Origin of the sequence: Actinomyces graevenitzii C83, from assembly GCF_000239695.1 — a bacterium.
Classification (GTDB): Bacteria; Actinomycetota; Actinomycetes; order Actinomycetales; family Actinomycetaceae; genus Actinomyces; species Actinomyces graevenitzii.
In genome coordinates this window covers 211,502-231,910 of record NZ_JH470338.1, presented here as the reverse complement: position 1 = coordinate 231,910, position 20,409 = coordinate 211,502, and the positions used below count along the sequence as shown (strand labels likewise).

19 protein-coding genes are annotated in these 20,409 nt (G+C 59.0%); 6 read left to right on the top strand and 13 right to left on the bottom strand.

Annotated features, from left to right (window positions below; genetic code table 11):
* Positions 1-10: 10 nt before the first annotated feature.
* The 4 genes from trmD to rpsP all read right to left on the bottom strand — a co-directional run bounded on the left by trmD (position 11) and on the right by rpsP (position 2,788).
* Positions 11-1,507, bottom strand: a complete 1,497-nt coding sequence (trmD, locus tag HMPREF0045_RS01040) for a tRNA (guanosine(37)-N1)-methyltransferase TrmD (protein WP_005984669.1) — start codon at positions 1,505-1,507, stop codon at positions 11-13.
* A complete protein-coding gene (gene rimM / locus HMPREF0045_RS01035; protein WP_005984666.1) occupies positions 1,507-2,037 on the bottom strand; it encodes a ribosome maturation factor RimM in 531 nt (176 codons plus the stop codon). The genes trmD and rimM overlap by 1 nt, the downstream gene beginning before the upstream one ends.
* An 87-nt stretch (positions 2,038-2,124) precedes the next feature.
* Entirely contained in the window at positions 2,125-2,361 is a 237-nt protein-coding gene (locus tag HMPREF0045_RS01030) for an RNA-binding protein (RefSeq protein ID WP_005984664.1), read from the bottom strand.
* 1 nt (position 2,362) lies between these two features.
* A complete protein-coding gene (gene rpsP, locus HMPREF0045_RS01025) occupies positions 2,363-2,788 on the bottom strand; it encodes a 30S ribosomal protein S16 (protein WP_005984662.1) in 426 nt (141 codons plus the stop codon).
* A 437-nt stretch (positions 2,789-3,225) separates the two neighbouring features.
* Between rpsP and HMPREF0045_RS01020 the strand changes: the two genes are divergently transcribed.
* From HMPREF0045_RS01020 to HMPREF0045_RS01005, 4 genes are all read left to right on the top strand, one after another.
* Positions 3,226-4,152 carry an ABC transporter ATP-binding protein gene (locus HMPREF0045_RS01020; RefSeq protein ID WP_005984660.1) on the top strand — a complete coding sequence of 309 codons (927 nt, stop codon included), beginning with the start codon at positions 3,226-3,228 and terminating at the stop codon, positions 4,150-4,152.
* Between the two features lie 39 nt (positions 4,153-4,191).
* Complete coding sequence (locus tag HMPREF0045_RS01015) at positions 4,192-4,953, top strand: ABC-2 transporter permease (protein ID WP_005984658.1); 762 nt, start codon at positions 4,192-4,194, stop codon at positions 4,951-4,953.
* 96 nt (positions 4,954-5,049) lie between these two features.
* A complete protein-coding gene (locus HMPREF0045_RS01010) occupies positions 5,050-6,051 on the top strand; it encodes a sensor histidine kinase (RefSeq protein WP_155813061.1) in 1,002 nt (333 codons plus the stop codon).
* Positions 6,048-6,656, top strand: coding sequence for a response regulator transcription factor (locus HMPREF0045_RS01005; protein WP_005984654.1), 609 nt, complete (start codon positions 6,048-6,050; stop codon positions 6,654-6,656). Before HMPREF0045_RS01010 ends, HMPREF0045_RS01005 begins: the two co-directional genes overlap by 4 nt.
* A gap of 50 nt (positions 6,657-6,706) precedes the next feature.
* Here HMPREF0045_RS01005 and HMPREF0045_RS01000 read toward each other — a convergent pair whose 3' ends face one another.
* The 7 genes from HMPREF0045_RS01000 to lepA form a co-directional block, all read right to left on the bottom strand.
* Positions 6,707-7,837, bottom strand: a complete 1,131-nt coding sequence (locus tag HMPREF0045_RS01000; protein WP_155813060.1) for an amidohydrolase family protein — start codon at positions 7,835-7,837, stop codon at positions 6,707-6,709.
* Between the two features lie 3 nt (positions 7,838-7,840).
* Positions 7,841-9,439 carry a signal recognition particle protein gene (ffh, locus tag HMPREF0045_RS00995; RefSeq protein WP_005984650.1) on the bottom strand — a complete coding sequence of 533 codons (1,599 nt, stop codon included), beginning with the start codon at positions 9,437-9,439 and terminating at the stop codon, positions 7,841-7,843.
* Between the two features lie 70 nt (positions 9,440-9,509).
* A complete protein-coding gene (locus tag HMPREF0045_RS00990) occupies positions 9,510-11,000 on the bottom strand; it encodes a DUF1846 domain-containing protein (RefSeq protein WP_005984647.1) in 1,491 nt (496 codons plus the stop codon).
* 156 nt (positions 11,001-11,156) lie between these two features.
* Complete coding sequence (locus HMPREF0045_RS00985) at positions 11,157-11,453, bottom strand: hypothetical protein (protein WP_005984645.1); 297 nt, start codon at positions 11,451-11,453, stop codon at positions 11,157-11,159.
* 71 nt (positions 11,454-11,524) lie between these two features.
* Entirely contained in the window at positions 11,525-12,781 is a 1,257-nt protein-coding gene (hemW, locus tag HMPREF0045_RS00980; RefSeq protein WP_005984643.1) for a radical SAM family heme chaperone HemW, read from the bottom strand.
* Positions 12,774-13,775, bottom strand: a complete 1,002-nt coding sequence (trmB, locus tag HMPREF0045_RS00975) for a tRNA (guanosine(46)-N7)-methyltransferase TrmB (protein WP_005984641.1) — start codon at positions 13,773-13,775, stop codon at positions 12,774-12,776. Before trmB ends, hemW begins: the two co-directional genes overlap by 8 nt.
* Positions 13,775-15,649 carry a translation elongation factor 4 gene (lepA, locus tag HMPREF0045_RS00970; RefSeq protein WP_005984640.1) on the bottom strand — a complete coding sequence of 625 codons (1,875 nt, stop codon included), beginning with the start codon at positions 15,647-15,649 and terminating at the stop codon, positions 13,775-13,777. The genes trmB and lepA overlap by 1 nt, the downstream gene beginning before the upstream one ends.
* A 258-nt stretch (positions 15,650-15,907) precedes the next feature.
* On the opposite strand from lepA, the gene HMPREF0045_RS10850 reads away from it, so the two are divergent.
* Positions 15,908-16,669, top strand: a complete 762-nt coding sequence (locus HMPREF0045_RS10850; protein WP_005984638.1) for a type II toxin-antitoxin system PemK/MazF family toxin — start codon at positions 15,908-15,910, stop codon at positions 16,667-16,669.
* 152 nt (positions 16,670-16,821) lie between these two features.
* Positions 16,822-17,082 carry a 30S ribosomal protein S20 gene (gene rpsT / locus HMPREF0045_RS00960; protein WP_005984636.1) on the top strand — a complete coding sequence of 87 codons (261 nt, stop codon included), beginning with the start codon at positions 16,822-16,824 and terminating at the stop codon, positions 17,080-17,082.
* A gap of 364 nt (positions 17,083-17,446) precedes the next feature.
* On the opposite strand, the gene holA is transcribed toward rpsT, so the two are convergent.
* On the bottom strand, positions 17,447-18,493 hold the full coding sequence (holA, locus tag HMPREF0045_RS00955; RefSeq protein WP_005984634.1) for a DNA polymerase III subunit delta: 1,047 nt from the start codon (positions 18,491-18,493) through the stop codon (positions 17,447-17,449).
* A 15-nt stretch (positions 18,494-18,508) separates the two neighbouring features.
* Positions 18,509-20,407, bottom strand: a complete 1,899-nt coding sequence (locus HMPREF0045_RS09480; RefSeq protein ID WP_196793385.1) for a ComEC/Rec2 family competence protein — start codon at positions 20,405-20,407, stop codon at positions 18,509-18,511.
* Positions 20,408-20,409: the final 2 nt, after the last annotated feature.

The window sequence follows — 20,409 nt, the reverse complement described above, 5'->3', positions numbered from 1 at the left end:
CTTAAGGTTACTACAAGCTGGCCACCATAACTACGTCTTTACAGGTAGCGCTGCCCACTTTAAAGCTGCGTTTGCCGGCGTTTTTAAAGCCGCAGCGTTTATAGAGTTTTTGGGCGCGGCGGTTGGTTTCATGCGTGGCCAGCCACATGGTTTTAACGCCCCATGCGGCGGCGGCTTTTTTGGCCTGGTCCATAAGGGCGCCGGCGATTCCGCCTCCACGCACGCTGGGCAGTAGATACAGTTTGCACACGTAGCCCAGTTCGGCTTGGCTGTAACTTTCTAGGCAGCGTGGGCGCGGATCTGTTACTAGCTCATTGGCCCCGTCGGGTAGGTCGCGTTCTACTAGCATGTATCCCAACAGCTGCCCGCTAGCTACGCGCTCGGCCACAATCAGGGCGGCGTCGTCGCTATTTACCCAGCTAGCCACCTGCTCAGGGGTGAAGGTGGCATCCATGAAGGCTTGCACGTCGTCGTCGCTAAGGAAGGCGGGGCAGGCGTCAGGGAAAGTGGCCCGACCTAGCTGCACTAGGGCTTCGATTTCTTCGGCGCGCGCCGGGCGTAGCTTAATGCGCTCAAAGTGCTCGCCGTCTAGCGCCGCCCATCCCAGCTGGGCTAGCAGGGCGCGGTCGGCGCGGTCCAGGGTGGCGGGGTTTAGGCGCGCAATCATGTCTGGGCGCCTGGTTGCGGTGCGGGTAAGGGCCTGGTCTCGACGACGCCGGGCAATGAGTTTGTGGTTGCCGCCTAGTAGGTCTGGGTCTAGCTCTAACCCCCGCCAACTGACTGGGCGAGTATAGACCGGGTATTCCAGCAGGCCACTGGCTGCATGGGATTCTTCTACCAGTGAGGTGGGGTTACCGATAACGCCGGGAATTAGGCGGGCAATGGCTTCAACCATAACTAGGGTGGCTACTTCCCCACCGTTTAGTACGTAGTCGCCAATGGATAGTTCACGCACTTGGTAGCCGGCGCTTTGGTAATGCTCGGCTACGCGCGCATCGATGCCTTCATAGCGCCCGCAGGCGAAAACTAGCTGGTCGGCGTCGGCTAATTCTTCCGCCACACGCTGAGTAAAGACCTGGCCTGAGGGGGTGGGAATAACCAGCACGCGGCGGTGCAAGGGCTCTTGAGCGCCATGGGGGGCGGTCTTACCCGGCTCAGTGGTTTCAGCCGCTGCAGCCAGGGGCGACGGCGCTGCTAGAGGATCTGGCGCGGGCGCAGCAGGCACGCTTTGTGCATCCGCAAGGTACGTGGGCTCAGCGACTGGCGCGGCCGTTAGCGGCAAGGCCAGTACCTGATCTAAAGCTTTACCCCACACGTCAGGGCGCATCACCATACCGGCGCCGCCTCCGGCAGGCGTGTCATCAACCGTATTGTGGCGGTCCTGGGTCCAATCACGCAGGTCATGGATGCCCAACTGGAGCTTTCCGGCGTCGATAGCTTTACCAATTAGGGATAAATCCAGCGCCCGCAGGTAGTCGGGAAAAATGGTGACTACATCAATACGCATCAGCGTGCGTCCTCCGCCTGGCCCAGGCCCGGGAACAGGCCACCGGGCGGGTTGATTACAACCACCTGCGCCTCAACATCAATTTCGGTGACAATCGCTTCCACAAAGGGAACCTCAATGCGCTGGTCATCCTCGGTGAGCACCACCAGGCGGTCTTGGGCAATACCGGGAATCAAATCCACTACTTCACCAAGCACCTCGCCGGGCTCAGTTTGAGCCTCCAGACCGATCAGCTCGTGGGCGTACCAGCCTTCTTCGTCGCTTTCTTCATCATCGTCGGTTTCCACCACCAGCATGGTGCCGCGTAGCTGCTCAGCGCGGGTGCGGTCGTTAACCTCAGCGAATTTAGCGAAATAGTAGCGCCCGTCGTAGCGTAGACGCTCCACGGTTAGGGGGCCGTTGGCCGCCGGACGGGTGGGTAGGGCGTTACCTACCGCGAGGCGCCCCTGGGGGTCAGAGGTGCGGATCTCTAGACGCACCTCGCCCTTAAGGGCATGTGCCGGTCCGATAACTGCTACGTTAAGCTCCACGTTTTTCCTTAAAAGAATTGGGAATTGCTACATACACAAAACCCGGCTCCTTAACTTAAGGTAGCCGGGTTAGGTGCTAATGCCTAGTTAGCGGCGGTCAGTGTCAACTACGTCCACACGAACCGGACCATTGGCCAGGGCCGATACCACCGTGCGCAAAGCACGGGCGGTGCGACCTGAACGGCCAATGACTCGCCCCAGATCCTCGGGGTTCACACGCACTTCCAGCAGCTCGCCGCGACGCAGCGAACGGGAATTGACGGTGACATCGTCAGGGTTATCGACAATGCCGCGAACCAGGTGTTCTAGGGCATCAGCTAGCATCTCAGGCCTCCTCAGAGGCCTGTTCGGACTCTTCAGCAGCCTTCTGCTCGGCAGCCTTGGCCGAAGCCTCAGCCTTGAGCTTCTCGGCGCGGTCAGCAACCTCAGCAACTGCCTGAGCAGCGGCGTCGGCGTTAACTTCCTTGACCTTCAGGCTACCCTCGGCACCCTTTAGGCCCTTGAAGGCCTGCCAGTCACCGGTGATCTTAAGCAGGTTGTGCACGGTGTTAGAAGGCTGGGCACCAACACCTAGCCAGTACTTAGCGCGCTCGCCGTCGATCTTAATCAGTGAAGGCTCCTGCATGGGGTCGTAGATACCGATCTCCTCGATAACACGACCGTCGCGACGCTTGCGGCTGTCTAGGACAACCACGCGGTAGAACGGCGCGAACTTCTTACCCATGCGCTTTAGGCGGATCTTTACTGCCACAGTTATGAACTCCAGTTCAAAGTAGATTTGGTCTATGCCCTTCCCCGGTGGGGTTAAGCAACGGTTTCAGGCACACACCTGGACGCGACCGCACCCGAGAGAGGGGTCGTGTACGGTCGAGTACAACTGGTTATTTTGCCAGAAACCCGTATTTAAGCCAATTAACCTGCGCCACCAGCCCGCTGCGATTTACCGCACAGCCCTTTAGGCAGTGGCGCGCCCCAGCCCGCGACGACGACGCCGCCCCGCTATCTGCCAAGCGCCACTTGGATCGGTGGTTGCGCCCCTACCTAGCAGCCGCTTTTAACGCAACCAGGCGCCGTCGTCGTCGCCAAAAAAGCAGCAAAACCCGCAAGCCGACCCCCATGACAAATGTCAGCCCAAGCCGGTGACAAGGCACCTTAGTAGCCCCCACCCTCGGCGGACATTATGGATACATGAGCACTTACGCAGATCAGGGCGCTAACACCAGCGCCACGCACGCCCTTGAGGTAAAGCAGGTAACTAAATACTTTGGCAACGTACACGCGGTTGACGGCGTAAGCCTAGAAATCCCCACCGGCCAGGTAGTGGCCCTGCTGGGAGAAAACGGCGCCGGCAAAACCACCCTGCTGGACATGGTGCTGGGGCTAAACCAGCCCACCAGCGGCACCATCAAGGTACTGGGCACCGGCGTGAAGGACGCCGCCAAAAACGCAAAAATCAGTGCCGTGCTACAAACCAGCGCTCTGCTAGGTGACGTTGACGTACAAAGCAACATTGAAATGATCGCGGCCCTTAACCACCTAGGACGCCGCGAAGTCATGCAGGTCATGGACCGCGTAAACCTAACCGAGCTGCGCAAACGCAAGGTAGTTAAGCTCTCGGGCGGTGAGCGCCAGCGCGTGAAGCTAGCTATTGCCCTAGTGGCAGCGCCGCAGCTGCTGATTTTAGATGAGCCCACCACCGGTATGGACCCGCTGTCGCGTAAAGACTTTTGGGACACCATGCGCGCCCAAACCAGCACCGGCCGCACCCTGATTTTCGCCACCCACTTCCTGCAAGAAGCCGCAGACTTCGCAGACCGCATCATCATCATGAACCACGGCAAGATCGTGGCCGACGGTTCACTAGCTGACCTGCAGGCCATGGCCAGCGATAACGTGGTCACCATTACCTGGCCGGGCACATTAGAGCAGGCCAAGCAGGCCCTGAGCAGCTACAGCGAGGCAATTTCCGCCCTGGAGCTGACCGGCGCAGTGCTAAACGTGCACACCAAGGCCTCCGACAGCGTTGCCCGCACCCTACTGGATCAGCGCGGCGCCAAGGACCTGCGTATCAGCGCCTCCACCCTTGACGACGTATTTACTGCCCTGATCGCCTAAATCTTTCTAAATCTTTTTGAATTTTTATAGGAGCTTGAAATGATTAACCCCCGTTACATTGCTTTAGTTGCTAAACAGCGTCTAACTGACACCAGTTTCTACTTCTTCACGCTGTTTTTACCCCTAGGTATGTACATCTTCTTCGGCGCCGCCCAGTCATGGTCTGAGGCAAGGGCCGGGCACGGCAATGTGGCGGCCTGGATTATGGCTTCCATGTCGGTTTACTCCGCGATTACCTGCGCCACTTCCAGCGCCAGCGAGATCAGCGTGGAACTATCAAACGGTTGGGGACGCCAAGTGGCCCTAACCCGTGGGGGCCTGAGCAGCTACCTATTCACCAAACTACTGGTTACCGCAGTTATTTCGGTGGTGCCCGTGGCCGTTATCTTCACCGCCGGGGCACTGACCACCGCCGTAATTGACACCCCTGAACGCTGGGCGGCCGCTTTTGCCCTGTGCTGCCTGGGCGGCATTCCCTTCACCCTCTACGGCATTATGTCTGCAACCTGGCTGGGGGCACGCAACTCTGCAAGCATTTCTGGCGCAGTGTTATCACTACTGGCTTTTATGGGCGGTCTGTTCCTGCCCCTGTCTGATGGCTTAATGAAGGTAGCCCGCTTCACCCCCGTCTATGGTGTGGCCAACCTGGTGCGCTACCCCATTCAGGGCAGCTATGTAATTACCACCTCCGGTATCCACCACGAGCAGCTGTGGATGCAGATTGTTAACGTAGTGGCCTGGACGCTTATCTTCGCGGTGCTTTGCTACTTTGGTCGCAACCGCTCTACCAGCCGTAAGTGAAAGGTAGTCATGTTTAACCGCAAGCCAGCCGCTCGAGGCCGCAGACTTAACTGGTATGCCATTGTTTGGCTAGTGATCTTGCTGCAACCAGTATCAATGCTCTGGCGTCAGAGCGGCTCGCTGGCGTTAAAACTACTAGCCACTTTTGCCACCCTAGCTTTTTGTGGCTTCTACATTGAACTAACCCGCTTTAAGACCGGCAGGCAAATTGGCAGCTCCGAAAACCGCTGGCAGGCACTAGCCAAAGTAACGCTCATGCTTTTGCCCTGGGTGGCTTTGGCGGTGCCAGCGATGAACTGGATGGCGGCATTCTTCCTACCCTTTGTAGTTTCTGCCACCATCTTCACCACTCCCCTACGTTTTGGTTTAACCGTAGCTGTGCTTGAATGCGCGGCCGTCTGCCTGGGCGCTGGCTTCTGGGATAAGGCCTTGCTAAGCAGCGGCAATATTTGGGGCAGCACCCTGTCAGCTTTCTTTGTGATGCTAATTAGGGTTTTGACTGAACGGCAATATCTCGATAATGAACGCAACCGCCGTGAAGCCGCCCTACTGCAGCGTGAAGCCATCAGCCGCGACGTGCACGACCTGCTAGGTCACTCTTTAACTGTGCTAACCCTTAAAGCCGAGGTGGCCAGGCGCCTGGTGGAGGTTAAACCTGAGGCCGCCGCCAAAGAACTAGATGAAATCATTGAACTATCACGCACCGCCTTAGCTGATGTGCGCGCCACCGTCACCCGCCTGCGCACCCCGGATCTGGCCAGCCAGTTGGCCACCAGCGTGACCGCGTTTAAAGCCGCTGAAATTGAATTCACGGTTGAGGGCCAGGTGGAGCAGGTGCCTGAACCTCAGCGTGAGATCCTGGCTTGGGCACTGCGTGAAGCCACCACAAATATTTTGCGTCACGCCCAGGCCAAGCAGGTAAAGCTCGTTTTGCGTGAAGGTTACCTTTCTATCAGCGACGACGGCGTAGGCTTTAGCGGCGCACAGTTCGGTAACGGGCTAAGCGGGCTGCGCTCGCGGATCGAAGCTGAGGGCGGTAAATTCACTGTTATCGTCCCCGCCACTGGCGGCACTAGTTTGGAGATTGAACTGCCATGACCATTAACGTGCTTTTAGCTGATGACCAGGCTTTAGTGCGTGGAGCTTTAGCCACTTTGCTGGGGTTGGAACCTGACATTGAGGTGGTGGCGCAGGTGGGTACTGGTCGCCAGGTGGTGGAGGCGGTGCGTGCTAGCGGCGCTGATGTGGCGCTACTTGATATTGATATGCCCGACGGCGATGGGCTCAGTGCCGCTGGTGCCATCCGCGATGCTCATCTAAATTGCCGCTGCCTGATTGTGACTACTTTTGGGCGCCCCGGTTACCTTTCGCGCGCTATGGAAGCTGGGGCCAGTGGTTTCATTGTTAAAGACACTCCCCCTCAGCAGCTAGCTGACGCGGTACGTAAAGTTCATGCAGGTTTGCGAGTAATTGACCCATCCCTCGCGCAAGAATCAGTGTTTTTAGGGCCTAACCCGTTAACTGAGCGCGAGCAGGAAACTTTACGTGAGGCCTTAACCGGCTCGGGAGTTAGCGAGATTGCTAAGCAACTGCATTTAAGTGAAGGCACTGTGCGCAACTACCTCTCCAGCGCGATCGGTAAAACCAATTCGCGTAACCGCACTGAGGCTGCGCGTGTAGCCGAAACTAATGGCTGGCTTTAAACCGGCCAGCCGTTAGTTTTGCTTAGATGTTTGCTAAACGCTAGAGCGCTTTAGAAACGCACTGGCTGCTCAGGGATTTGGGTGGCGCCTGCGCCAGACAGGTTAACTGCCAGTGGGTTTAGCAGGTATTGCAGGTTTTCAGCTGGGTTTGCCTCATAGGTGACGCTGCCCAGCCAGTGGGCTTCCAAACCTAGAAACTCGCGCACACTAACCGTGGCTAGACGCATGATTTCACTGTCGCTAATCCCAGCGCGGCGCCAAGCCAGCAGTTCACGCGGCAGGCTGTTGTGGGGCAAGCTACCGCCAGCGTCAGAGCCCGGCAACAGACGCACCCCCGCCTCATACATGGCGGCCACCTGCTGCTCATGGCCTGCATGCAAAGCCGTAACCGTGGCGGCGTAGCGCGGATATTTATCTCCCGCCTGGGCAGCAAACTCGGGGAACTTATCAACCTGTAGGAAGGTTGGGGTCACCGCAATTGCGCGGGAGGCCATTTCTTGAATCTGGTCGCTGTCAGCGCCGGTGGCGTGCTCAAAACAATCCACCCCTGCCTCAATCCAGGGATTCAATGTGGCGTGCGCGAAAGTGTGCACGGTTATACGCGCCCCATTTTCGTGGGCGGCCGCGACGGCGTCGACAATTAGGGCCTCATCCCAAAGCGGGGTGATGTCGGCGTCGGCCCCCAAAGAGCGGTCAATCCAGTCCCCCACAACCTTGACCCAACCGTCCCCGGCGCGGGCCTGGGTGGCCACAGCCTCAGGTAGATCCTGGGGACGCTCAAGTTCCAAAGCAAAGCCGCGCAGGTAACGCTTAGGGCGGGCAATGTGGCGTCCGGCGCGCACCAGGCGCGGCACTAAAGCCCCCGCTTCACGCTGAGCATCTAGCCAGTGGGTATCGGTTGGGGCGCCGCAGTCGCGCACCCCTAAAATACCGGCGCTAACCGCACTGGCCGCCTGGTCCAAGGTGGTTTGGCGGTCAGTGGCGCCCTGAGGTCCCAGCCCCAGGTGACAGTGCACATCTACCAGGCCACCGTCTAGGTCATAGCCGGTTTGCGCAAGCTCAATGCCGTCCAAATCTACTGCGCTTAGCTGGCTGGGCTTAGCGCCACCAGCAAGCACCTGGTCAATGCCGCTGTTGCGTAGGGCTTGGCGCATCGAGTCCTCAATGTCACCTGGGCGCATTTATTACAGCCCCAAACGACGACGCAGGTCTTCAGGCAGGCCCGCCATGGCGGAGTCCACATCCATCGGCTGACTGGGAGCCTGAGGCTGAGCCACCCCAAAAGCACTGCCTGCGGCAGGGGCCTGGGCTTTAGCGGCTTCACGCGCAGCTACCGCGCCCTGCTGCATCAAGCTGCCCTTCTTCTTACCCTTCTTGCCCTTCTTGTTCTTGGACTTGGCAGGCTGACGTCCCTTGGAGTGCTTACCCATGCCAGGTAGCGAACCCATACCGGGCATGGCGCCGGGGCCAGCGCCCAGGCCACCGCCGCGAGTCATGGCCTCCATCATGGTCTTCATCTTCTCGAACTGCTGCACAAACTGGTTGACTTCAGCAGTGCTGGTACCTGAACCGCGCGCAATACGCTCACGGCGAGAACCGTTAAGAATACTCAGGTCAGCGCGCTCACCGGGAGTCATAGAGCGGGCAATGGCCTCAGTACGGTCAATTTGGCGCTCATCGAAGTTATCGATCAGATCCCGGTACTGGTTCATGCCGGGCATCATGCCCAGCAGTTTCTTCATAGAGCCCAGCTTGCGCATCTGCTGCATCTGCGCCAGGAAGTCGTCAACGGTGAAGGTGCCCGCAGCCATCTTCTGGGCGGCCTTTTGGGCTTCTTCCTCGTCAAAAGCCTTCTGGGCCTGCTCGATCAGGGTGAGCAGGTCACCCATATCCAAAATGCGCGAGGCCATACGGTCGGCGTGGAAACGCTCAAAGTCGTCCAGGCCCTCACCGGTGGAGGCGAACAGCACGGGCGCGCCGGTTACCCCACGTACAGATAGGGCCGCACCACCGCGCGCGTCGCCGTCGAGCTTAGAAAGCACCACGCCGGTAAAGCCCACCCCGTCGCGGAAAGCAACCGAGGTGTTAACCGCGTCCTGACCAACCATGGCGTCTAGGACGAACAGGATCTCATTGGGCTTAATGGCGTCACGGATCGCTACCGCCTGGGCCATCATTTCCTGGTCAATACCTAGGCGACCGGCGGTGTCAACAATCACCACGTCGTAGCCCTTAGCGCGGGCCTGGGCCACACCGGAGCTAGCTACCTGCACCGGGTCACCAATGCCGTTGCCCGGCTCGGGGGCCCACACGTCCACGCCAGCACGTTCGGCGACGACGCTCAGCTGGGTTACCGCGTTGGGGCGCTGCAAGTCCGCAGCCACCAACAGGGCCCGCTTGCCCTCGCTAGCCAACCACTTACCTAGCTTTCCAGCCAGGGTGGTTTTACCGGCACCTTGCAAACCAGCCAGCATGATGATGGTGGGGCCACTGCTAGCCCAGTTAAGTTCACGGCTTTGGCCACCAAGAACCTCAACCAGCTCATCGTTAACGATTTTAACTACCTGCTGGCCGGGGTTTAGGGCCTTAGAGCGGGCCACATCCTTAGCCTTTTCACGCACCTGGGCGGTGAAAGAACGCACCACCGGCAGGGCGACGTCGGCTTCCAGGAGGGCTCGACGAATCTCACTGACTGTGGAGTCAATATCCGCTTCGCTTAGGCGGCCTTTACCGCGTAGCTGGTTAAAAGATGCACTAAGGCGGTCAGAGAGGTTACCGAACACTTGGTTAGCTTTCCGTGTTGAAACAAAATGGCTGGCAACAGTCTAGCGCCTTGGGGCGCTAATCAGCGTGTTAGCGCTTTTGGTATAGGCCCTTGGATTGGTAGACGGGGTCATTGGTGACGCGCACACCCAGTGAGCGGAAAATACCCTCATCTACCGAGCCCAGGATCACTGAGGTGTGTACCTCGCAGCCGCGCAGCTTTTCTAGCTGCTCTAGGGCCAGCTGGGCGGTGGGGTTCATCTGGGCGCTTACTGAGAGGGCAATGAGTACCTCATCAGTGTGCAGGCGCGGGTTGCGGCTACCCAAATGGGTGGTTTTAAGGGTTTGAATGGAGGCAATGGTGGCTTCGTTTAGCAGCTTAACCTCAGAGTCAATGCCGGCCAGGTGCTTAAGCGCGTTAAGCAGCACCGCTGAGGAGGAGCCCAGTAGCGCAGTGGTTTTACCCAGTTCAATGGTGCCGTCAGGCAGTTCCAGGGCGGCAGCGGGGGCACCGGTTTCTTCAGCTAGCTTCCGGGCGGGGGCCACCACCTTGCGGTCTAGCTCGTTTACGCCCACCCCGGCCATCAGCAAAGCGATCTTGTTGGACTGTACCGGCTCGCTTTGGTCTTTGCGTTCTTGCACCAGGGCTTTGAAGTAGCGGCGAATAATTTCCTGCTTGGAGGCTTCACGGCAGGCTTCGTCGTCGCTAATGCAGTAGCCAGCCATGTTTACACCCATGTCAGTGGGCGACTTGTAGGGGCTGGCACCCAAGATTTTTTCAAATAGGCGGCTAAGTACCGGGAAAATTTCGACGTCGCGGTTGTAGTTGACGGTTTGCACCCCGTAAGCAGCCAGGTGGAAGGGGTCAATCATGTTGACGTCGTCAAGGTCGGCGGTGGCCGCCTCATAGGCCACGTTAACCGGGTGGTCTAGGGGCAGGTTCCAGATCGGGAAGGTTTCAAACTTGGCGTAGCCTGAGCGCAAGCCGCGCTGGTGGTCTTGGTAAAGCTGGGATAGGCAGGTGGCCATCTTGCCTGAGCCTGGCCCGGGGGCGGTGACTACCACCAGGTCACGGGTGGTTTCAATGTACTGGTTACGGCCGTAGCCCTGCTCGGAAACGATTAGCTCCACATTGTGGGGGTAGCCAGGAATGGCGTAGTGCTCAAATACGTTTACGCCTAGTTTTTCTAGCTTGTTTTTGAAAGCTAAAGCCTGGTGGTTTTGCTCGCTCATGCGGGTGATAACCACTGAGCCCACATACAGCCCGTAGGAGCGGAAAGCGTCAATGTGGCGCAGTACGTCATCTTCGTAGGAGATCCCAAAGTCGGCGCGCATCTTGTGACGCTGGAAGTCTTGGGCGTTTACCGCCACCACGATCTCTACCTCATCTTTGAGGCGCTCAAGCATGACGATTTTGTTATCCGGAGTAAAACCAGGCAGTACGCGCGAGGCGTGTAGGTCATCTACTAGCTTGCCGCCGAACTCTAGGTAGAGTTTGCCGTCAAACTGGGAGCGGCGTTGGGCGATGTGCTCGGACTGTAGCTTTAGATATTTATCGTGATCAAAGCCGATTTTATCCACAGTTAGCTCCCAGATTTAGGCGATGCGGTGCAAGAGAGGGATTGGAAAAACAAGCCAATTCTATTAGCTCTAAGTTTTAAGTAAAAGCTTGGCAGGCCCGGCTTAGCCAGACCTGCCATAACTTTGGAACCTAGCTTGGTTAGAAGCTAGTGAGGCTCAGGAGCCCATGACATACATCACGGAGAACACCACGTTAAGGGTCACAACCACGCCGCCAGCGATTACGGCGTACTTGGCGTACTTGGCGGCCTCGACGTCACCAACAGACTTGGCCTTATTCAGGACCATGATGCCCATGATTAGGCCAACGATTGCCAAGATACCAAAGAGCAGACCACCAATGGATAGGCCCAGCGCTACCGTGCCACGCTGCTTTAGCTTCGGGTCAGCCGGGGGCTGGTAACCATAGCCGCCGCCGTAGTTCATGTCACCGGAGTAACCGGGGTCAGTCATTTTTCCTCCTAAGGCTTGCAAAGCCTAGCGAACAATAAAAGTATGAGGGCAGTGCCCCTCCGAGGGTGAGCCTACCATCCTAGAAGCTGGGAAGTGACGCCGTCAGCCAATAAACGACCTGACAGTGTCAAGACAACCCTTCCAGCCAGGGCTTGGCGCGGCTCTATCAGGCCAGTAGCAATCAGCTTAGCCACCACTTGAGATAGGCCCGCGCCTTTATCTTCACGCAGCTGGCGCAGCTGGTCGATGTCTAGGCCCGCGCGGGTACGCACAGCCAGCATCACCACTTCAGTGGCGCGCTCACTAGCCCCTAAATGCTCCCAGCCAGCCACCGGGATTTGCCCTGAGTTAATTTGGTTAGCCCAGGCCAGAGGGTGTTTAGTGTTCCATAGCCGGGCAGCGCCCAAATATGAGTGCGCCCCTGGACCTAGCCCCCACCAGAACGTGTCTTGGCGCCAGTAGGCTTGGTTGTGGCGGCACTGGTAGCCGGGGCGAGCCCAGTTGGAAATTTCGTACCAGTTGTAGCCGGCGTCCTTTAAAAGCTGATCAGCCAGCTCATATTTACTGGCTTCATCATCGTCACTGGGCATGGGCAGCTCACCGCGACGCACCTGGCCCCACATTTTTGTGCCCGGCTCAATCACCAGGGCGTAGGCGGAGATGTGGTCTGGTTCCATGGCCACGGCCGCCTCCAGGGAAAGGCGCCAATCTGCCAGCGACTCGCCAGGGCTGCCGTAGATCAGGTCAACTGAGGTTTGCAGGCCCGCTTGTTTAGCCCAAGCCACCACTTGCGGCACGCGCGCCGGGGTGTGGGTGCGGTCTAAGGTTTTAAGCACTGCAGGAACAGCCGACTGCATCCCAAACGACACCCGCGTAAACCCGGCGCTTGCTAAAGCTTGCAGGTAGGGGGCATCTACAGTTTCAGGGTTGGCTTCTGTGGTGATCTCGACGTCGTCGCTCAGGCCCCAGGTTTGCGCCACCGTATCCACCATTGCCGCTAAATCTTTAGCAGCCAGCATGGTGGGGGTACCTCCCCCAATAAATACGGTAGAGGCTGGTGGCAAGGACAGGCCAGCTCGCTGCATTGCCCCAGCCACCAGGCGCGCTTCAGCGGCCAGGGTTTGGGGATAGTCACCGGCGTTAGCCCCCGGTCCCATGGTCAGGTTGGTGTAGGTGTTGAAATCGCAGTAACCGCAACGCACCCGGCAGTAGGGTACGTGCAGGTAAACCGAGAAGTTTTTGGGCTGGCCTCCCTGATCACCCTGGTTGACAGCGTCAGGTAGGGCGTAGGGGTCGGGAAGTTTTTGGCCTTCAGGCTGGCTAGGCACTAGGCGCCCTTAAGCCTGAAGCGCCATTTTCCGGCTGTGCCACCTCGCTCTGTGCAACCTCACGCTGTGCCACCTCGCGCTGTGCCGCCTCGCGCGAGTCAATTTCAGGGGTTAGTTTCTGGTCGGTGCGCAGCGCGGTTAGGTCGCGAATAGTGCGCCCTTCAGCGATGCCGCGCGCTTCAAAACGGGTCAGTTTGCGCCCGCTAAAACGCTGGCTCCACCCGCCCATGACGCCGCGCGGTGAGCCCGGGTCTGGGCCGTTGCCTTTATCTCCCTCAACCCAAGTGTCACTGCCCAGCTGGGGGCGAGCGCCGGCGTCGGGATAAGTAAACAGGCCTTTAGCGCTTACTGCCTCTACGACGTCGCGCATCTGCCAGGCGTAATCAGCCCAGTCCGTAGCCAGTCGCCACACTCCCCCCGGTGCCAGCACCCGCGCCACCAAGGCGGCGTAAGCCTCATTAACTAGGCGACGCTTACGGTGACGGCTTTTACGCCAAGGGTCCGGGAAGAAAGTCCACACCTCGCTAGCACAACCAACCGGCAGGGCGGTGGCTAGAAGCTGTGAAGCATCAGCCGCAACCACCTTGACATTGTCTAGCGCCTGGGCGGCGGCTGCGGAAACAATTTTGGCGATGGCGGTTTCCCACACTTCTACCGCAAAAAAGTCGGTGTCCGGGTTAGCTTTAGCGGCCGCCAGTAGGGCCTCTCCCCCGCCTGGGCCAACCTCCACAATCAGCGGGGCTCTGCGGCCAAACACCTGCTGGGGGTCAAGCACAAAGTCTGGATCTACCGTGCGGATAGCGTCGCGGCGCGGCACCTGGACCAGGTAGCTGTCCCCGTGACGCTCCAAAGCGGCATGCTGGCTGGCACGCAGGCGCCCACCTGCTCGCGAAAAAGAGCGCACCCGGGCATGAACCTCATGCGAGCGGGCCGGATGCATTTGGCCGGTGGCCGCATCAGCCCAGGCACTAGTGTGCTTAGCCGCCTTATCCATTACTTTTCCTTGCCAGTGGGGGTGTCTGCACCCAAAGCCGCAATAAAGGCTTCCTGAGGCACATCCACGCGGCCAATGGCCTTCATGCGCTTTTTACCTTCCTTCTGCTTTTCTAGCAGCTTGCGCTTACGGGTGATGTCACCGCCATAGCACTTGGCCAGCATGTCTTTACGCAGGGCGCGGATGGTTTCACGGGCAATAATGCGGCTACCCACAGCGGCCTGTACGGGCACCTCAAACTGCTGGCGCGGAATCAGGTCCTTTAGGCGCTTAGTCATCATCAGCCCGTAGGAGTAGGCCGCATCCTTGTGCACAATGGCACTGAAAGCATCCACCTTGTCGCCGTTAAGCAAAATGTCAACCTTAACCAGGTTGGCGCTTTGGGTACCCTCGGGTTCATAGTCCAGCGACGCATAGCCGCGAGTGCGCGACTTGAGCTGGTCAAAGAAGTCAAAGACGATTTCTGCCAGGGGCAGGGTGTAGTGCATTTCCACGCGGGTTTCGCTCAGGTAGTCCATGCCTAGCAGGTTGCCGCGTCGCGACTGGCATAGTTCCATTACGGTGCCCACAAATTCGCTGGGGGTAAGGATAGTGGCGCGCACTACCGGCTCGCGCACATCTAGCACCTTGCCTTCAGGGAATTCTGAGGGGTTGGTGACTAGGTGCTCGGTTTTGTCTTCCATGGTTACGTCGTAAACCACGGAAGGGGCGGTAGAGATAATGTCTAGGTTGAATTCGCGCTCTAGGCGTTCACGAATAATTTCTAGGTGCAGCAAGCCTAGGTAGCCGCAGCGGAAACCGAAGCCTAGGGCCACGGAGGTTTCGGGCTCGTAGGTTAGGGCGGCGTCGTTGAGCTTGAGCTTGTCTAGAGCGTCGCGCAGGTTGGGGAAGTCTGAGCCGTCTACCGGGAATAGGCCGGAGAACACCATGGGTTTGGGTTCTTGGTAGCCCGCTAGTGGTTCGCTGGCTGGCTCGGCGGCGCTGGTGACCGTGTCACCTACCTTGGATTGGCGCACGTCTTTAACGCCGGTGATCAGGTAGCCTACTTCGCCGGCGCCCAGGCCCTGGGTGGGCTGTGGTTCGGGGGAAATAACCCCGATTTCTAGCAGCTCGTGGTGGGCTTTGGTGGAGAGCATTTCAATGCGCTGGCGCGGCTTTAGCTGCCCGTCAACTACACGCACATAGGTGACTACGCCCCGGTAGGTGTCATAGACGGAGTCGAAAATCATGGCGCGGGTGGGGGCGTCGGGGGTGCCTGCCGGGGCGGGCACCTGGGCCACGATCTGGTCTAGTAGCTCGGGCACGCCCTGGCCGGTTTTACCTGAAACCTGTAGTACGTCCTCAATTTCGCAGCCGATCAGGGAGGCGATTTCGGCGGCGTGGCGCTCGGGCTCGGCTGCGGGTAGGTCAATTTTGTTGAGCACCGGGATGATGGTCAGGTCGCCTTCCATAGCCATATATAGGTTGGCTAGGGTTTGGGCCTGAATGCCCTGGGCGGCGTCTACTAGCAGCACTGCCCCCTCACAGGCGGCCAGCGAGCGGTTAACTTCGTAGGAGAAGTCCACGTGACCGGGGGTGTCGATCATGTTTAGGGCGTAGGTGGTGCTCACCCCTTCAGCCTCAACGGTCCAGGGCATACGCACAGCCTGGCTTTTAATGGTGATGCCGCGTTCGCGCTCAATATCCATACGGTCTAGGTATTGGGCGCGCATGTCACGTGGCTGGACCACGCCGGTGGCCTGCAGCATACGGTCGGCCAGGGTGGATTTACCGTGGTCGATGTGGGCAATGATGGAGAAATTACGCAGCAGGTGCTGGGGGGTGGAGGCAGGCTGGACGTTTTTTAGCTGCTCTGGGGTGGCAATGGGGGTCAACGCGACACTTCCGACGGTTTAGCACAGATTATTTGGCATTATCCCATGCGCCCCGCTTAGCCCTCAAAGCTAGCGACCAAAGTCACCAGTGTGTCTTACGTTTTGTTTACGACGACGCCGCCCGGCTGGCAGCGGGGGCGCAGCTGGGGGCGCCGCGTGCCAGGTGCTGCGCATCAGGTGCCAGGTGCTGCGCATCAGGTGCTGTGCGCCACTGCTTAGGTGGATATTAGAGGCCAGACAGTTAAATAGGATTAGGCCATGGCTAATTTATCCGAAGTGTTTATTGCCGCTTTACGCCTGGCGGCAGCCTTATTTGGGACCAATAAGGACTGCGCTAACACCAGCTCGCAGGCGCCTGAGCCCAACCAGTCCGCTGAGCCCAACCAGGCTGCTGATCAGGAAGCATTGCGTCCCTCGACTAGTGGACGCTCTGCTAGCAACCCCAAACCTCCCGCTAGTTCTAAGGGCACCGCTAGCCACGGCGTCGGAACCAGCCAGAGTGCCGGGACCAGACAGGGCACAAAACCCACTCCCCGCAGCGTAGCCAACGCTAAAACTGCTGCTAAAAGCACTGCTAGCCGCGACGTACATATCAGTGGTAACCAGGTGTGGGATGTGGCCATGCGCGGCCTACCCGAATTTAGCTACCAGCCGGTCGCCGATAACGACGCCGACCCGGGCGAAGTGGTGTGGACCTGGATCTCCTATGAGGAAGATCCCACCCAGGGGAAAGACCGCCCAGTGGTGGTGCTGGCACGTAACGGCTCCGACGTCGTCGTAGCCCAGTTGACCAGCAAAAACCACGATATTGACCGCGAGCAGGAAGCCCACTGGGGACGTTACTGGCTGGCCATTGGTAGCGGCGAGTGGGATCCGCAGGGGCGAGTTAGCTCGGTGCGCCTGGACCGACTACTGCTTGTCTCCCAGCGTGACGTGCGCCGCGAGGGGGCCACGCTGGATAGGGCCACCTACAATAAGGTGGTTACGGCCATAGCTAAGCACTGGGGAAAACGCTCGTAATTATGCTAATGTTTCCTCTTGGACCTTGGGCCTGGCCGGCTTCGTAGGTCCAGCAGGAACCTTAGCCAGGGCAACCCCACGCCTGATAGTCAAGGTTATTGCGTACCCTCTTACCGGCCATTGACCATATCCGTCTGTAAGAAAGATTAATCGTGGCGAACATTAAGTCGCAGATCAAGCGCATCAAAACCAACGAAAAGGCCCGCATCCGCAACCGACACGTCAAGTCGGAGCTCAAGACCTACGTGCGCCGTGTACGCGAGGCTATCGCCTCCGGCGACAAGGCTGTAGCTGAAGCCGAGATGCGCAAGGCCGGCCGCAAGCTGGACAAGGCTGTCTCCAAGGGTGTTATCCACCGCAACCAGGCTGCCAACCGCAAGTCCAAGCTGGGCAAGCAGATTGCTGCTATGTGATCTTTGCTAGTTAGCTAGCTGCAAATGGTCGATCCCCCATGGGGGTCGGCCATTTTGTTTGTGCAGGCAGTGCCAGGCACTGCAGGCAAAATCAGACAAACACAGACAAATACAGGCAAAATCATCCCTTCCCTATAAAAAATTCATGGGGTTTTATAGGGAAGGGATGAAATGTCAGTATTTGTGAACCAATGGCTTGCGCCCTAGCGCAGGCAGGCACCAAAACTGGCGTAGCAGGCTCCAGCCGCGCAGATTCATATCTGCCACTGACTCACAAGGGATCGCGGATGTACCAGATGCTCCGCCTTTGCGGGCGCGCCAGTGGCACCCAATGAGGGCACTAGTGCCTGGCTAAGGCCAGTGTCTAGCGGGCACGGCGGGCGTGCACCACTTTTAGTACTGCCCGCTCTAGAGCGTAGACGGCGTCGCGCTCTTCACCTTTAACCTGTGCGTCGGCATTAGCCACCGCCACAATTGCGTCCGCCAAACCGTCGTCGGACCAGCCGCGCAGCTGACGCCGCGCGCTATCTATCTGCCAGGGAGCCATGCCCAGCTTTGCGGGAGTGATGTCTTTCCTGCCAGCACTGGCGGCCACCCGCGCTAGCTGGCGAATCTTTATGGCCAGGGCTGAAACAATCACTACCGGGTCAGTGCCGGTAGCCAGGGCGTGACGCAAAGTGGTTACTGCCTTGGCGCCGTCGCCGCTGATTGCCGCATCGGCAACCGCAAAGCCACTAGCCTCAATGCGCCCGCCATAATAGGTGTTTACCTGGGTGATAGTGATGGTGCCGCTGGTATCAGCAAGCAGCTGTTTAACCGCGCCCAGCAGGTCAGTTAAGTCACTGCCCAGTGCCTCAACTAGGGCTTCGACGGCGTCAGGGTCGATTTGTCGCTTAGCGCGGCGCACGTCAGCGATCACTAAAGAACTTTTGTCGCGGGCGGATTTTATTTGCGCGCATTCAACCACCGGCATACCAGCCTTGGCGATAGCGTCCAGCAGTTTTTTACCGCGATTGCCGCTAGCGTGGCGCAGCACCAGGTTGACGTCTTCTTCTGGGGCTTGCAGGTAGCTAAGCAGATCCTCAATCAGGGCGTCGGTGGCATGTTCAAGATCGTTAATGATGATCAAGCGCGGCTCGCCAAATAGTGAGGGCGAAACCAGCCCGGCTAGCTGGCCCTTGTCGTATCCGGCTGCTTCTAGGCGGCTGACCTCAACATTTGGGTCTTTGGCACGCGCCTGGGCCAGCAACCTGTCTTGAGCCCGCTGCACCAGGACAGACTCACTCCCCCGCAGTAACACTACGGGGGCTAAATCCACCCGATCCCAGGTAGTGCTACCTAGCGCATTGGCTGAGCGTGAGCGCGTGGTGGCACTAGAGCGTGAACGTGGGGCTGAGCGTGAGGCGGCCATGATCCAAGGTTGCCACTAACGTCGCATACGAACCAACAGCAGCCAGATGCCCGCGTTTAAAGCCGCCAGTGAGCAAACGCCGCTGACTTTCCCCGGCCAGTTCACTTGGGCGCCGGGCAGGTGCGCAAAAAAGTGTGCGATGCACTCCAGCCAGGCACACCCCCACAGCGCAGGTAGCACCAACAGCTGCGCCAAGGATGGCAGTAGCGTGGCCAGGGTGGTGGCCGCCAGACCAGTGTAGGTAACCACCGCTACCACGGGAGCAGCCAACATATTGGCCACTACGCCCCACATGCTGATATGCGGGTTTAAGGCGATTAGCAGCGGGCCGCAGGCAAGCTGGGCAGCCAGGGGAATTGCAGCTAGCTGCGCAAAGAAGGTTGGCATTAGCCGCCCTAGTTGGCGCTCTATGCCCGGTGCCAGCATGATCAGGCCGCCGGTGGCCGCAATAGATAGGGCAAATCCCCAGTCGCAGGCCTGCCAGGGGTCAATTAGCAGCAGCACGATGGCGCCGGCAGCCCAAGCTGGTAGGGCTGAGGCTTGCCGGCCCGCGCTTAACCCCACTAGCTGCACTGAGCCCATGGCGGCTGCGCGTAGCACTGAGCCGCTGGGTTGAACCAGTAAAACTAGTCCCACCAGGGTAAATAACCCGATCAGGGTTTTTAGGCGCACTGGTAGTGGCCCGCATAGGGTGAGCGTAGCCGCTAAAACTAGCGCCACGTGTTCGCCTGAAACCGCAGTTAGGTGGGTGAGGTTAGAGGCGCGCATGTTTTTGGTGGTGGCGGCTTCCAGGCCGGTGTCGTCGCCGAGCACCACGCCGATAACCAGCTCTGGCGCATCAGCCCCCAGGGGTAGTTGGCCCGGCTCAGTCACCGCACTCCCCTCATCTACCGTGCTTCCCTCAGCCGCTTCACCAGCTACGCTCCCCTCAGCTGCCGCGCTTCCCTCACCTACCCCACTCCCCCAGTGCGCCAAGACGCTTGGCACCGGAGGCGGGTGGGCGTGATTAGCATTGCGCGCAGCCCCCGCTAGTTGTCGCCGCGCCGCGTTGACCAGCCGATATACACCGCCCGGTGGTTTTAAAGTGCGAGGCAGACGGTTATGGCTGGCGATAGCCAAGGCTCGTCCGCCGGCTTTTGCTCCGCGCAGGTTGGCTTGAAAACTCACTGTTTCCCCTGGTTTAACCCCCGACCAGGCTGAAGAGGCAAACAGGGTGATTAGCGCCCGGCTAGGACGCGCGTTTACGCGAATAACTTTGAGGGTCACCAGGTAGCGCCCAGGGCGCGTAAGCGGTTTGGGGACGCTGCGCACCTGCGCGGTTAGGTTTACCGCCCCGGCGCTGGCTGCCTTAGCGGCGTTGGTTGTTGTCTCAGCACTGCCTGCTGCCCCGGCGGCTGCCCTGCTGGGACCGGCTAGCGCCCCGGTACTGCTTTTTTGGTTTTGTGACGACGACGGCGCCGGCCGGCCCTGCTTTGCACCCTGGCTTTGGCTAGGGCTCTGAGCTGTATCAATGTAATCGAGTATGGGGTCACGTGAGCGGTTATAAACCTGGGCTGCGCCACTTAGGCTCAGCGCACATACGCTTAGCAGGCAGGCGCCAACACTAAACCAGAGGTGGCTATGGGTTTGCCCAGCGCCGGCTCGTTTATCTAGGCGGTGAGTGGGCTGGCGCGGGTGGCGGCTTATACAAACCAGCCCAGCCAGGGCGCAGATAAGGGCCAGCAGCAACCAAAATTTCCAAGCTTGTTTTGAGCGAGCATCTACCTGCACTAATGCCCAGGCGCAGCCCCAACACAGTGCCATGGCCGGGCATAAGCGCAGGTCCCAGGGTTGGGGTGCTTTAGGCCGACGCAGCAATTGCAACTCGCGTTCGCGCTCGCTGATATGCGCCTTGCTAACGTGCACTTTAGGCACAG

Coding starts and splice junctions, on each gene's coding strand:
- trmD (WP_005984669.1), bottom strand. CDS start 1,507: ATGCGTATTGATGTAGTCACCATTTTTCCCGACTACCTGCGGGCGCTG.
- HMPREF0045_RS01030 (WP_005984664.1), bottom strand. CDS start 2,361: ATGCTAGCTGATGCCCTAGAACACCTGGTTCGCGGCATTGTCGATAAC.
- HMPREF0045_RS01020 (WP_005984660.1), top strand. CDS start 3,226: ATGAGCACTTACGCAGATCAGGGCGCTAACACCAGCGCCACGCACGCC.
- HMPREF0045_RS01015 (WP_005984658.1), top strand. CDS start 4,192: ATGATTAACCCCCGTTACATTGCTTTAGTTGCTAAACAGCGTCTAACT.
- HMPREF0045_RS01010 (WP_155813061.1), top strand. CDS start 5,050: ATGCTCTGGCGTCAGAGCGGCTCGCTGGCGTTAAAACTACTAGCCACT.
- HMPREF0045_RS01005 (WP_005984654.1), top strand. CDS start 6,048: ATGACCATTAACGTGCTTTTAGCTGATGACCAGGCTTTAGTGCGTGGA.
- HMPREF0045_RS01000 (WP_155813060.1), bottom strand. CDS start 7,837: ATGCGCCCAGGTGACATTGAGGACTCGATGCGCCAAGCCCTACGCAAC.
- HMPREF0045_RS00985 (WP_005984645.1), bottom strand. CDS start 11,453: ATGACTGACCCCGGTTACTCCGGTGACATGAACTACGGCGGCGGCTAT.
- trmB (WP_005984641.1), bottom strand. CDS start 13,775: ATGGATAAGGCGGCTAAGCACACTAGTGCCTGGGCTGATGCGGCCACC.
- HMPREF0045_RS10850 (WP_005984638.1), top strand. CDS start 15,908: ATGGCTAATTTATCCGAAGTGTTTATTGCCGCTTTACGCCTGGCGGCA.
- holA (WP_005984634.1), bottom strand. CDS start 18,493: ATGGCCGCCTCACGCTCAGCCCCACGTTCACGCTCTAGTGCCACCACG.